The sequence below is a fragment of the Paenibacillus xylanexedens genome, assembly GCF_017874615.1.
In the GTDB taxonomy this organism is placed as follows: Bacteria; Bacillota; Bacilli; order Paenibacillales; family Paenibacillaceae; genus Paenibacillus; species Paenibacillus xylanexedens.
Genome location: NZ_JAGIKV010000001.1, coordinates 98,151 through 112,601, shown reverse-complemented (window position 1 = coordinate 112,601; position 14,451 = coordinate 98,151). Strand labels below are relative to the sequence as shown.

Genomic DNA, 14,451 nt, shown 5'->3' with positions numbered 1-14,451 from the left:
AGGTGGGATTATGGAGCCGATTTTAACTGTCAAAGACCTGAGTGTGTCGTTCTCAACACGTTCTGGTGAATTTGATGCCGTTAAACATGTGAGTTTTGAACTTGGCAAAGGAGAGACGCTGGGGATCGTAGGTGAATCGGGTAGTGGTAAGAGTGTTACCGCCCAAACCATCATGAAATTGATTCCCTCCCCGCCTTCGAAGGTCAAAAGCGGAGAAATTACTTTTCACGGGCAAGACCTGCTGAATAAGACAGACAAACAAATGGAAGCGATTCGTGGTAAAGATATCGGTATGATCTTCCAAGATCCAATGACTTCATTGAATCCTACCATTAAAATTGGTAAACAAATTACTGAAGTATTGCGCAAGCATCAGAACATGTCCAAACAAGCGGCGAATAAAGCGGCTTTGGAGATGCTGGAACTTGTAGGTATTAAGAATGCGGCTATTCGCATGAATCATTATCCTCACCAATTCTCTGGTGGTATGCGTCAGCGTGCCATGATTGCGATCGCGCTTGCATGTCGTCCATCCCTTCTGATTGCGGATGAGCCGACAACTGCACTTGACGTTACAATTCAGGCTCAAATTCTGGATGTCATGAAAGACATGCAGCAAAAGCTGGGAACATCGATCATGCTGATTACGCATGACCTTGGTGTCGTAGCGGGTATGTGTGACCGTGTTGTTGTTATGAAGGAAGGCGAAGTTGTTGAAACAGGAACAACTGCTGAAATCTTTAGTAACCCTCAACATCCATACACGATTAAATTGCTGAATGCTTTGCCTCGTCTGGACGAGCCCAAAAAGGAAAAACCAGCTCCGGCTGGCATTATCAAAGGCAGCAATAAGCCTCTGGTACAAGTGAAAAACTTGAAACAGTACTTTAATTTGGGTAAAGGTAACATTCTCAAAGCGGTCAATGACGTAAGCTTTGATATCTTTGAAGGTGAAACACTTGGCGTTGTAGGCGAGTCTGGCTGTGGTAAATCCACAACAGGTCGTACCATTCTGCGTCTTTATGAGCCAACTGGCGGAAATGTTAACTTCAACGGAACGGATATCTACAAGTTGTCCCCGCGCAAAATGAAAGAAATGCGTAAAGATATGCAGATGATCTTCCAAGATCCATATGCATCTCTTAACCCGCGTTTCAATGTTATGGATATTATCGGGGAGTCACTCGATATTCATGGTCTGGCTTCCAGCTCTAAAGAGCGCAAGAGACGAGTGGAGGAACTGCTTGATCTGGTAGGTTTGAATCCAAGTCATGCACTTCGTTATCCACATGAATTCTCCGGTGGTCAAAGACAACGGATCGGGATTGCGCGTGCGCTTGCTGTAGACCCTAAATTCATCATCTGTGATGAGCCATTGTCTGCACTGGATGTATCCATTCAGGCGCAGGTCGTTAAATTGCTTGAAGAACTTCAGCAACGTCTCGGCTTGACATACCTGTTTATTGCGCATGACTTGTCAATGGTTAAACATATCAGTGACCGTGTAGCTGTAATGTACATGGGTAAAGTGGTTGAGCTCGCAGAAAGTGAAGAACTATATGCGAACCCTGTCCACCCTTACACCAAAACATTGCTTTCCGCGATCCCTGTACCTGATCCGGAAGTGGAAGCGAACAAACGTCGCATCTTGCTGCCAGAAGAGCATATGAGCCCGATTCAGAATGGATCTGGCGGTCCTGCAAATGATCCGTACAACCTGGAAAATTCTCAATTGATTGAGGTTTCCAAAGGTCACTGGGTTGCAGAACCTTACGTATAATAGGAATATTAAAGCGATATGCTATTATTGATGTATTAAGTGCCGCCGACTCGTTCGGCGGTTTTTTTCGTATTTTAATCACTTTCTTTTGACGAAGCGGCCTTGAATTCGGTACAATCAAGAAAGGCTCTTTGAAGCAGAATAGGAGGCAGACCTCATGAACGGTATTACCGAGGCACTCCGCAGCGGATCAAGACTTGCAGAAGATTATATCTGTTCAAGAGATGCTGCGCGTGGCCTTTACGAGTATGACATTCGCTGGGAATCAGGACTTCAGGCGCGTGCCGAGTGGCTGGACCAATCGGAAAACACACGTATTGATCGTCGTGATCTGGCAGAGTATTTACGTATATATAATAAGCGGGTGAACGACCATGGAGAGGTTCATGCGTCCATCACACGTCTTGCAGAACAAGATGCACTAGTGGTTACAGGAGGACAGCAGAGCGGTCTGCTCACCGGACCACTGTTCGTCATATACAAAGCCGCCAGCGTAGTGGCAGCTGCGCGTGAAGCGGAAGAAAGACTTCAACGCCCGGTAGTCCCATTATTTTGGATTGCCGGTGAAGACCACGACTGGGATGAGGTTAACCACACATATCTGCCTGATCATCTGGGAGACATGAAGAAGGTTAAGTTACAAGGACGATTCGCAGGAAGGGATTCTGTGAGTAATGTTCATGTGGATACGCAGCAGTGGATGAATGTACTCGAACAGGTGGAACATCTTTTACCTGATACGATACATAAACCAGGACTGATGAAATGCATCACAGAGATCCATCAATCCAGTTCAAATCTGAGTGATGCATTTGCCCGCATGATATCTGCTTTGTTTGCCAGCAGTGGACTTGTTCTAATGGATGCATCGGATCCAGATTTACGCAGGTTGGAACAGCCCGTGTTTGAGCGGTTGATACGAAAAAATGAAGTGCTGCGCAGCGCATACACTCAAGGTGCTTCGCTGGTACAACAAGCTGGTTATGCTATGCCTGCCGAAGTGGCGGAGGATGGAGCCAATCTGTTCTACATTCATGAAGGTACGCGTCTGCTCTTGTTGTTGAAGGACGGTTTATATAGTGATCGCAAAGGTTTGGTTTCTTTCTCAGAGGAACGTTTGCTTCAGGAACTGGGAGAACATCCGGAGCGCTTCAGTAACAACGTATTGACACGACCATTAATGCAAGATTCCGTGTTGCCTGTAGCCGCTGTTATTTTGGGGCAAGGTGAAATTGCATATTGGGGTTTGACTCGGGAAGCATTCCGTCAGTTCGGCCTGCAAATGCCCATTTTGTTGCCGCGGTTATCTTTCACCATCATGGAAGATATTCATCACAAACATATGAAACAATATGGACTTTCTTTTCAGGATGTTCAATATCATATGGAAGAAAAGAAGGAGCAGTGGCTCGCGCAGCAGGAGACGTTCCAGGTAGATGAACAGTTTGACAAGGTTCAGGAAGCGTTTCTTGATCTGTATGGACCGTTGCTTGATGAGATCGCGGAGATTCATCCGGGGCTGGAACGAATTGGCGATACCAATTTGAGTAAAATCAACGAGCAAATGCAGTATCTGAAACAGCAGACTCACAAAGCTATCGAAGATAAACATAATGTGAGTCTAAGGCACTGGAACGGCATTCAGAACTCCTTATTCCCAACGGGCAAACCACAGGAACGAGTACATAATGCACTCTTTTACCTGAATCGTTATGGCACCGAGTGGATCGATGAACTGATTAAGGCCTCAAGCGAATTCCTTGGAGAGCATAAGGTTATTGCACTATAGAGCCCTTTATAATAGAAGAAACACCAAAACGAGGAGGATATGATATGACTACACCTGCATTGCAAAACAGTATTGTTAAAGATATGGGACTCGCTTCAGAGGGTCACCTGAAAATTGATTGGGTAGAAGCGCATATGCCGGTACTGAACCGCATTCGTCGCCAGTTCGAACAGGATCTGCCCTTCAAAGGTTTGAAGGTTGCCATTTGTCTTCATCTGGAAGCGAAAACAGCTTACTTGGCAAAAGTGATCCAAGCGGGTGGTGCAGAAGTAACAATTACGCATAGCAATCCATTGTCTACACAAGATGATGTTTGCGCAGCATTGGTGGAAGACGGCGTTACGGTGTATGCGAAGTACAATCCGGAGCCTGCGGAATTCAAATCACTGCAATTGCGTGCGCTTGAGGTGAAGCCTGATCTCATTATTGATGATGGTGGAGACTTTGCAACCATTATTGCATCCGAGCGCCCTGACCTCGCAGCAACAATTCGCGGAGGAGCAGAAGAAACGACAACGGGTATTATTCGTTTGAAAGCATTGGCGAAAGAAGGCCAATTGAAGTTTCCAATGGTTGCGGTTAATGACGCATACTGCAAGTATCTGTTTGACAATCGCTACGGTACGGGACAATCTGCATTCGACGGGATTATTCGTACAACTAACTTGGTTATCGCTGGTAAAAACGTAGTGGTAGCAGGTTATGGCTGGTGTGGTAAAGGTGTAGCGATGCGTGCCAAAGGTCTTGGTGCGAATGTGATCGTAACCGAGATCGATCCAATCAAAGCGGTAGAAGCACACATGGATGGGTTCCGGGTCATGACGATGGTGGAAGCCGCCAAATTGGGCGATTTCTTTATCGCGGTTACAGGCAATAAGGATGTTATCACAGGTGAGCATTACGATGTGATGAAGGACGGAGCGATCCTGAGTAATGCAGGTCACTTTGATGTTGAAGTGAATAAACCTGAATTGGCTAAACGTTCGGAATCGATTCGCACAGTTCGTCGCAACATTGAGGAATATCGTTTTAAAGATGGTCGTAAAATGTACCTTCTTGCAGAAGGTCGTCTTGTGAACCTGGGTGCAGCAGATGGTCACCCTGCCGAAATTATGGATACGACGTTTGCTCTGCAGGCGCTTGGTCTGCGTTATGTAAGTGAGAATTATAAAGACTTGGGTAAAAACGTTGTTAATGTACCTTATGATATTGACCAGCAGGTTGCCAGCTATAAACTTGAAAGCCTGAATATTGGCATCGACTCCTTGTCAGCTGAGCAAGAGAAATACCTGGATAGCTGGAAATTTTAAGCACTATCCAATAATTACAAGCTGATGAAATGGTTCAATAGGTATAGAATGGTTTATTGATGATATGGCTCATGTGCGGGTAGACATACGATTGCCCGTTTAAGGGAAGCGTCTTTGATCCTGAGTGACAGGATCAAGGACGTTTTTTTATGCTGAAAAATTAAAAAATCAAGTCATGCAAGAAGGGTTTTGATTTTTTTGTGCGAATCTATTATGCTTAGGTGGTGGAAAGTGGGGCAAAGTGGGAGAAACGGGTGAGGAGTGAGTGGGCCAATGTTTATGGGGGAGTTCCAACATAGCATTGATGATAAGGGTCGGGTGATCATTCCGGCTAAATTCCGCGAATCTCTGGGACCGTCTTTCGTTGTCACACGGGGTTTGGACCAGTGTCTTTTCGTGTACCCCATGGAGGAGTGGGGGGTCATGGAACAGAAGCTCAAAGCACTGCCATTGATGAAATCTGATGCACGTGCGTTTACCCGGTTTTTTTTCTCGGGTGCAACCGAATGTGAACTGGACAAACAGGGCAGGGTAAATCTGCCGGGCAATTTAAGAGAGTATGCCAAGCTGGACAAGGATTGTGTTGTTCTTGGCGTGTCGAACCGGGTGGAGATTTGGAGCAAAGGCATATGGGAGAGTTATTTCAATCAATCCGAAGAAGCATTCAACGACATTGCCGAAAAGCTGGTCGATTTTAATTTTGATTTATAAAGTCAGGAGGGGTGCAGGTTGTTTCACCACATAACCGTACTCAAAGAAGAGGCAACAGAGGGATTAAACATCAAGCAGGACGGTATATACGTGGACTGCACTTTAGGCGGTGGCGGACATAGCTCCGTGATTGCTTCCAAGCTCGGTCCAGGGGGACGTCTGATCGCACTTGATCAGGATGATTGGGCTTTGGATAATGCTCGCGAGAAGCTCGCAGCTTATGGAGAACGTGTAACATTGGTGAAAACCAATTTTCGAGATCTGGAACAGGTACTCAAGGATCTGGATGTACCAATGAAGGATGGTGCACCACAGGTCGATGGTATTTTGTACGACTTGGGTGTGTCATCTCCGCAATTTGATGAAGGAGAACGTGGATTCAGCTACAATCACGATGCTCCGCTCGATATGCGAATGGACCAGGATGCAATGCTGACGGCCAAAGAGATTGTGAATGAATGGCCAGAAGAAGAGATTGCTCGAATTTTGTATCGCTATGGTGAAGAGAAGTTTTCGAGAAGAATTGCCCGTGTTATCGTCGGAAAACGAGCGCAGTCTACCATTGAGACGACAGGTGAACTCGTGGAACTGATCAAGGAAGGCATCCCGGCGGCAGCTCGCCGTACTGGTGGACATCCTGCCAAACGAAGCTTCCAGGCATTACGCATTGCCGTCAACGATGAGTTGGGTGCGTTTGAAGAAGGGTTGCATCAGGCTGTTCGTTGTCTGGCACCAGGAGGACGTGTATCTGTTATTACCTTCCACTCCCTTGAGGATCGGATATGTAAACAGATTTTAAGCAGTTATCTGGAAAAATGTACATGTCCACCCGACTTTCCGTTGTGTGTATGTGGGGGCAAGGGGTCCCTGCGTTTAATTAACAGAAAACCGCTGATTCCAACGGAAACGGAATTGGCCGAAAATTCACGTGCACGTTCAGCCAAGCTGCGCGTAGCCGAGAAATTGTAGATCAAGAGTGGAGGAGAGAATCGGAGTATGGCATATACACGTGGTAATCTCGCTGTAAAAGAAAAAGCGTCCCAGGAACGTGTGACCCAGCAACGATACAAAGAAACCACCAAAGTGGTGACCCGTCGTACGGGTCTTCCGGCACGCGAGAAGATTTTGTATCTGATTACCCTGGTTGCAGTGATCCTTGTTGGAGGAGCCTTGATGTCTCGTTATGCTCATATCTATGATCTGAACAAGCAGGCACAGTCCACTATTTCGGAAGTCAAGGGGTTTGAGAAGACGATTGCAGACCTGCAAGTGGAAAAAGAAACATTGAACAACCAAGTCATCGCAAATGCAAAACAACTTGGGTACGTTGAAGCTTCCGGTAAGGATGTCATTTTTGTACCTCGCTCAACAAGTACGAAATCAACAGGTACTGAATCGTCCTCGAATACAGCAAGCAGTAAGTAAAGAGGTGTTCCGATGATAAAAAGAATAAAGATGCGCACGTTGCTAATAGGGGGATGTATTACCCTCTTTTTTCTTGTACTCGTAACCCGAATCTTTTTCATTCAAGTAGTGAATGGCGGTGTATGGCAGGAACGTGCGGCCGGTTTGGTAGAGCGGGAACAGACGATTAAGGCTGCACGTGGAACGATTACGGATCGTAATGGTAACATTCTGGCTACCGATGCGCCTGCGTATACGGTTTCCGTTAATCCATTATTAATTAATGAACTCGGAATTCAGGATGTTGTTACGAAGAAGCTCTCTGCCCTTCTTGGGAAAAATGAGAGTGAGATGCGTGCTCTGGTCACAGCGAAGAAAGAAAATGGCGATTTTTTTCAGCAACGTGAAGTACGCAGTGAAGGATATAAGATAAGTCCTGAGCTTGCGGAAAAAGTCAACGAACTGCGTGAGGAATTACAAGAAGAGTACAAGGCTCGTAATGCCATTGTCATGGCTCAAGAATCGAAGCGGTTTTACCCTGAAGAAACACTTGCTTCTCACCTCTTGGGATATATGAGCCGTGATGGGAAAGCTGTCAATGGACTTGAAGTCTCATATGATGAAGCACTGACAGGTACAGACGGATATCTGAATTATCAGAAGGATGCCAAAGGCATTAAACTTCCGGATTCACAGGATAACTATCTGCCACCCCAGAACGGTAAGAACCTTACGCTGACCATCGATGATACGATCCAGTTCTACATTGAGGATGCAATGAAAGAAGCCGTTGCCAAGTATAATCCACTGAGTATGACGGTCATTGCTGCGGACCCAAACACGATGGAGATTCTAGGGATGGCCAACTGGCCAACCTTTAATCCTAATACGTACGGCAGTACGCCCGATCAAAAGAACTTTATTAATCATGCTACTCAATCAATCTATGAGCCAGGTAGTACATTCAAAATAGTTACGCTAGCAGGGGCTGTGGAAGAAAAACTCTTCGATCCCAATGCAAGTTTTGAATCCAAACGCATGTATATCGGTGGTTTCCCGATTAGTGATAATGGTCATTCCTATGGTTGGATCTCGTATCTCGAAGGTGTCAAACGGTCAAGTAACATTGCTTTTGTTAACTTGGGTTACAACATGCTTGGCGGTGAACGTCTGCGTCATTACATAGACGAATTCGGTTTTGGCAAAAAGACAGGTATTGATCTGCCGAGTGAGGCAGCTTCACCGATCAAGCCACTGGTCTACAAATCCGAGATTGCTACCGCAGCCTATGGTCACGGTCTTGTACAGGTAACACCAATTCAACAGGTCGCAGCGATCTCGGCGATTGCCAATGGTGGCAAGTTGCTGGAGCCGCATCTGGTGAAGGAGATCAAGAACCCGAATGATGGGTCCACGGAAGTGATCAAACCTAAAGTTGTTCGTCAGGTGATTTCCAAGGAATCTTCCAAACTGGTGAGTGGTTATCTGGAACAAGTGGTTGCAGACCAGACGATTGGTACCGGTCGTAACGCCTATATTGAAGGTTACCGTGTAGCTGGTAAGACGGGTACGGCAAGAAAGGTTGTTAACGGAGCATACAGCAAGTCAAAAGACGTTGTATCGTTTATTGGATTCGCACCCGTGAATAATCCGAAGATTGCTATACTTGTTGTCATTGACCAACCGGATGGAACCAACATTGGGGGAGGAACCGCGGCGGCCCCGGTGTTCAAAAAGATTGTCAGCCAGACTCTTCAATACATGGGAATACCCAAAGATACAGCCAAAACTCCTGACAAAAAGTCAAAAGAAGTCTCTGTCGTGCAAGCCAAGGCGCCTGACTTGAGTGGCAAGACAGCCAAACAAGCCAGAAGCCAGCTTCTAAGCGCAGGCATTGCTTATGTGACTCTTGGTCAAGGTGATAATGTAATTCGACAGTATCCGGTTGCTGGCGCATCTATGAATCCGGGCCAACGAATCTATCTGCTAACGGAAGAAAGCAGCAAGATGAAGATTCCCGATCTAACAGGTGAATCTCTCCGCGATGCTCTTGAAGTACTTTCTCTCATGAGAGTGGGGGTTACAGTCAAGGGCGAGGGTTATGTCGTGAAGCAAACCGAGCAGGTCGCAGGTGAGCAGAGAACTGTACAGTTGAACTTGCAAACTGCCAAAGCTGCAGTGACAGGTATAGCCGATGAGGCTCCAATCTCTTCTGATCCGTCGTCAGAAGCTGAGGTGAAGGAACAAGAGGCTTCGGGCGGAGAAGGTAAAACCGAAGGAACAGACGAAACAGATAACAATAAGGCTCCTGCCAATGAATCCGAATCCTCTGATAATCCAGCAACAAACGGGGCTTCTCTTCCATAGGGAGCTCTACAGCTTGTTCTAACCCCCGGTTGTCCTGAATATTCATGAATGGAACGAATGTCATGATTTTGGGACGAGTGGGGGGATCTTTTCGTGAAGGGATCAAGCGTAAATCTGCGGCGCAGGCTGCTATGGAGTTTAATGATTTTAGTTTTGTTATTTTCGGCCCTGATGATCAGGCTTGCTTATGTACAGCTCGGGGAAGGCCCTGAATTGTCAGCAAAAGCAGAAGAATCCTGGCGGCGTAATATACCTTACTCAGCCAAGCGAGGGGAGATCCTGGATCGAAATGGAACCTCTCTGGCCTATAATGTGACAACACCAACCATTATGGCCATTCCGGCTCAGGTTAAAGAAGCTGAAACGACAGCTAAAGCGCTGGCCCCATTGCTTGGGATGACGGAAGAAAAAGTGCTGGCAACCATCAAGAAACGAGAACTCATTGTACGACTACAACCCGGCGGCCGCAAAATTACGATGGAGAAAGCTCAGCGCATCCGTGATTTGAAGCTTCCGGGTATCGTTGTTGCTGAGGACAATAAACGTTTTTATCCTTATGATGATTTGGCTGCTCATATTCTCGGCTTTACGGGGATTGATAATCAGGGCTTAACGGGTGTCGAGAAGAAATATGATGATAAGCTGAATGGTTTGAATGGCAGTGTGTCCTACTTGTCCGATGCGGCCGGAAGGCTAATGCCGGGCTCATCCGAGAAGTATGTGGAACCGAAGGACGGCCTTAACCTCAAGCTGACCATTGATAAATCCATTCAGTCCATCATGGAGAGAGAACTGGATCAGGCCATGGTGAAGTTCCAGGCGAACTCAGCATTGGCCATAGCGATGAATCCCAAAACGGGTGAAATTTTGGGGATGTCCAGCAGACCGGGATACGAACCTGCCGATTATCAGCAATATCCCGCGGAGATATACAATCGCAATTTACCGATCTGGATGACCTACGAGCCGGGCTCCACATTTAAGATTATTACCTTGGCGGCGGCGCTTGAAGAGAAAAAGGTCAATCTGCAACAGGATCAATTTTTTGATCCCGGATATGTTGAGGTGGGTGGAGCCCGTCTGCGTTGCTGGAAAAAGGGCGGCCATGGAAGTCAGACCTTCTTACAAGTTGTGGAGAACTCATGTAACCCGGGCTTTGTGGCTTTGGGGCAGAGGCTGGGAAAAGAATCGCTCTTCTCCTATATTAAAGACTTTGGTTTCGGCACCAAGACAGGGATCGACCTCAGCGGAGAAGCCAGTGGAATTCTGTTCAAACTGTCCAGAGTGGGACCTGTCGAGCTTGCAACGACGGCTTTTGGTCAAGGTGTATCGGTAACGCCCATTCAGCAAGTAGCTGCTGTGTCAGCGGCCATCAATGGGGGTAAACTTTACAAGCCTTATGTTACGAAAGCGTGGGTCCATCCGGTCACCGGAGAAGTCATGGAAGAAGCCAAGCCGGAACTGGTTCGTCAGGTGATCTCGGAGAATACATCCAAACAAGTACGTGAAGCACTCGAGAGTGTTGTCGCAAAAGGTACCGGGCGTCCGGCATTCATTGATGGATACCGGGTCGGTGGCAAAACAGGTACAGCCCAGAAGGTTATCAACGGACGTTATTCCTCGACCGAGCATATCGTATCCTTTATCGGATTTGCACCGGCAGATGATCCACAGATTGTGGTCTATACCGCAGTTGATAATCCCAAAGGAATTCAGTTCGGAGGTGTGGTTGCCGCCCCGATTGTGCAGAACATCCTTGAAGATGCTTTGCATTATATGAATGTCCCTGTTCGGAAGGATCAGGTCGCGAAAGAATACAAGTATGGTGAAACCAAAATCGTGACAGTCCCAGACCTGACAGGAGCTACTGTTGAAGATCTGTACGAGGACCTGAACATGAATTTTATGCTGGCGAAGTCTGGCAGTGGTAAATACGTGATTAATCAGGCACCTAAACCTGGGGCGAGGGTAGATCAGGGATCAACCATCCGCATTTATATGGGGAATGTACTGAACGATGCACATGATCACACAAAGGATGAATAAAGGGGTTTAGGGGTAGTTTGAGGCTTCTAGCGCAACAAAATTCATCCAAGTGCGTTTCATTATTGGGTTGTATTGACGATATTAATAAATACAGACATATGTTAAAACAGAAGTATAATTGGAAAAGTGAGGTTATTCATGTGCTTTTAAAACAATTCGCATCGATGCTGACCACCGCCCGCCTCGTGGGCGAATCAAATACAGAATGCCAAAACCTTCAGACAGATTCCCGGCAGGTAAAACCGGGTGATCTGTTTATCTGTCTTCCGGGACATACGGTAGATGGTCATGATTATGCAGAAAAAGCTGTCAATGCCGGTGCAGTTGCATTGGTGGTTGAACGGCAGCTGGATCTGCCTGTACCACAATTGCTGGTGAAGGACAGCCGATTTGCGATGGCTGTTCTGGCAGATTTCTTTTTTGACTCGCCAAGCCAGAAGATGAATATGATTGGTGTAACGGGAACGAACGGAAAAACAACGACCACCTATTTGATTGAAAAAATCATGAGCGATTTTGGACGCAAGACGGGATTGATCGGTACTATTCAAATGCGGTATGACGGTCGCACCTACCCGATGTCAGGAACAACACCAGAGGCGCTTGATCTGCAGCGTAGTCTGCATGATATGGTTCAGAAAGGTACGGACTGCTGTGTTATGGAAGTTTCTTCTCACGCATTGGAACAAGGGCGAGTAAAGGGAACAAATTTCCGTACTGCGGTATTCACTAACCTGACGCAGGATCATTTGGACTACCACCATTCCATGGAGGAATATCGCGGGGCCAAAGGATTGTTCTTTGCACGTCTGGGTAACGGTTATACGGAAGATGTTTCACAGCGTAAATTCGCTGTTATCAATGCAGATGATCCGGCTGCGGCTTATTTCATCTCTGTGACTGCGGCTGAAGTGATTACATATGGCATGGGTGAAAAGGCGGATGTACGCGCATCCCAAATCTCAATCACGTCTCAGGGAACTTCTTTCCACGTGGATACATTTGCAGGCAGCGCGGATATTCGCTTGCGCATGGTAGGCAAATTCAATGTATACAATGCAATGGCAGCCATCTCTGCAGCACTGGTGGAAGGTATTCCGCTGGAAGAGATCAAGCGCAGTCTGGAGACGGTTCCGGGCGTGGATGGACGTGTTGAAGGAGTGGACGAAGGACAGCCATTTGCTGTTATTGTCGATTATGCCCATACACCGGATGGACTGGAGAATGTGCTGCGGACGGTGAAAGAATTTGCCGAAGGGCGTGTAATCTGCGTGTTTGGCTGTGGTGGTGACAGGGACCGTACGAAACGCCCTCTCATGGGGAAAATTGCTGCGAATTATAGTGATTTTGTACTGGTTACTTCCGATAATCCACGGACAGAAGATCCGGATCTGATTCTCAAAGACATTGAACAGGGCCTGATTGAAGAATCCGTTCCTGCTGAACGTTATACGATGATTGTGGATCGGCGCCAGGCGATTCATGAAGCTATTGAAATGGCAAGCCCAGCCGATGTAGTATTGATTGCGGGCAAGGGTCACGAGACCTATCAAATTATCGGCAAAACCAAAACCGATTTTGATGACCGAATCATAGCCAAAGAAGCGATAAGGGGCAAATCCAATTGATAAAAAGAACATTGGCACAATTGGCCGAGATGTGTGGAGGAACATTAAGTGACGTTGCTGCTCATGGCAATGTAATGGTCGAAGGGGTGTTTACCGATTCGCGTAAACCTCTGGAGGGCAGTTTGTTTATCCCGCTAGTGGGTGAAAGGTTTGACGGACACGAATTTGTGCAAGCCTGTCTAGAGAAGGGTGCTGCAGGGGCGATCTGGCAAAAGGATCATGGTACTCCGCCACAAGGAGCTGTCATTATTGTTAACGACACACTTGTCGCATTGCAAGCACTCGCATCTGCTTATCTAACGGAGAATAAAGCTGCTGTTGTTGGCATTACAGGGAGTAACGGCAAGACGACAACGAAGGACATCGTGGATGCGATTCTCTCGACGACGTTTAAAGTGCACAAGACGCAGGGCAACTTCAACAATCACATTGGTTTACCACTGACTGTACTAAGCATGGACCCGGATACCGAGATTATCATTTTGGAGATGGGTATGAGTGGTCGCGGGGAAATTAACGATCTGTCGGTTATTGCGCAGCCTGATGTAGCGGTCATTACCAATATTGGTGAATCACATCTGCTTCAGCTGGGGTCCAGACTGGAGATAGCCAGAGCCAAAGCCGAGATTGCCGCGGGATTGAAGCCTGGCGGGTTACTGATCTACAACGGAGACGAGCCTTTAATTGCACAAGTTCTTGAAGAGCCCACAACGAAACAACCCGATGGATTGCAGCGGTTTACATTTGGTCTGCAAACCGATAATGATGACTATCCTACCGGACTTATGAATGCGCAGAACGGGGTAGTTTTCACCACCAAACAGTCTGGAGAACATGCATTTACGCTACCTCTGCTAGGAACGCATAATGTCGTTAACTGTCTGGCTGCTTTAGCGGTAGCCCGTCATTTCAAAGTGACGACGGAGCAGATTGCAGCGGGATTGTCTCGTTTGAAACTGACAGGCATGCGTATTGAGGTTACTCAAGGCGTTAGTGGTCTAACCCTGCTGAATGATGCATACAATGCAAGTCCAACCTCCATGAAGGCTGCAATCGATGTACTAGAAGGTCTGAAAGGATACCGAATGAAAGTGGCTGTGCTTGGTGATATGCTTGAACTCGGTCCCCAAGAGCAGGATCTGCATTACGGAATCGGAGAGTATATCACATCGGCCAAAATGGACATGGTGCTGGTATATGGTCCGCTATCAGCCAAGATTGCTGAAGGAGCAAGCAAGCATATGCCTACAGAGGCTGTGCATGCTTTTATAGATAAAGAAGAAATGACCCGTTATCTACTGGAGAAACTACATCCCAGAGACGTTGTTTTGTTCAAAGCCTCAAGAGGCATGAAGCTGGAGGACGTGGTCGAAGCACTACAAATAGCACCATTACAGAATCGAGTAGACTAGAGGG

10 protein-coding genes are annotated in these 14,451 nt (G+C 46.9%); all 10 read left to right on the top strand.

Features of this window, described 5'->3' with window-relative positions; all coding sequences use genetic code 11:
- Window positions 1-10: 10 nt before the first annotated feature.
- Window positions 11-1,780 carry an ABC transporter ATP-binding protein gene (locus J2Z28_RS00560; protein WP_036614890.1) on the top strand — a complete coding sequence of 590 codons (1,770 nt, stop codon included), beginning with the start codon at window positions 11-13 and terminating at the stop codon, window positions 1,778-1,780.
- Window positions 1,781-1,937: 157 nt separating this feature from the next.
- Window positions 1,938-3,569, top strand: a complete 1,632-nt coding sequence (bshC, locus tag J2Z28_RS00555; protein WP_211080786.1) for a bacillithiol biosynthesis cysteine-adding enzyme BshC — start codon at window positions 1,938-1,940, stop codon at window positions 3,567-3,569.
- 44 nt (window positions 3,570-3,613) lie between these two features.
- Window positions 3,614-4,879: an adenosylhomocysteinase gene (locus tag J2Z28_RS00550; protein ID WP_211080785.1), complete on the top strand. Its 1,266-nt coding sequence runs from the start codon at window positions 3,614-3,616 to the stop codon at window positions 4,877-4,879.
- 273 nt (window positions 4,880-5,152) lie between these two features.
- Complete coding sequence (gene mraZ, locus J2Z28_RS00545) at window positions 5,153-5,590, top strand: division/cell wall cluster transcriptional repressor MraZ (RefSeq protein WP_017687291.1); 438 nt, start codon at window positions 5,153-5,155, stop codon at window positions 5,588-5,590.
- Between the two features lie 18 nt (window positions 5,591-5,608).
- The gene (gene rsmH / locus J2Z28_RS00540; RefSeq protein WP_100527056.1) at window positions 5,609-6,559 is read left to right on the top strand and encodes a 16S rRNA (cytosine(1402)-N(4))-methyltransferase RsmH; all 951 of its coding nucleotides are present in this window, start codon (window positions 5,609-5,611) and stop codon (window positions 6,557-6,559) included.
- Window positions 6,560-6,586: 27 nt separating this feature from the next.
- A complete protein-coding gene (locus J2Z28_RS00535) occupies window positions 6,587-7,015 on the top strand; it encodes a hypothetical protein (protein WP_017687293.1) in 429 nt (142 codons plus the stop codon).
- A gap of 12 nt (window positions 7,016-7,027) precedes the next feature.
- The gene (locus tag J2Z28_RS00530; RefSeq protein WP_211080784.1) at window positions 7,028-9,361 is read left to right on the top strand and encodes a penicillin-binding transpeptidase domain-containing protein; all 2,334 of its coding nucleotides are present in this window, start codon (window positions 7,028-7,030) and stop codon (window positions 9,359-9,361) included.
- 93 nt (window positions 9,362-9,454) lie between these two features.
- A complete protein-coding gene (locus tag J2Z28_RS00525) occupies window positions 9,455-11,407 on the top strand; it encodes a stage V sporulation protein D (protein WP_036614879.1) in 1,953 nt (650 codons plus the stop codon).
- Between the two features lie 140 nt (window positions 11,408-11,547).
- Complete coding sequence (locus J2Z28_RS00520) at window positions 11,548-13,035, top strand: UDP-N-acetylmuramoyl-L-alanyl-D-glutamate--2,6-diaminopimelate ligase (protein WP_342357449.1); 1,488 nt, start codon at window positions 11,548-11,550, stop codon at window positions 13,033-13,035.
- Window positions 13,035-14,447: a UDP-N-acetylmuramoyl-tripeptide--D-alanyl-D-alanine ligase gene (locus tag J2Z28_RS00515; protein WP_342357459.1), complete on the top strand. Its 1,413-nt coding sequence runs from the start codon at window positions 13,035-13,037 to the stop codon at window positions 14,445-14,447. Before J2Z28_RS00520 ends, J2Z28_RS00515 begins: the two co-directional genes overlap by 1 nt.
- Window positions 14,448-14,451 lie beyond the last annotated feature (4 nt).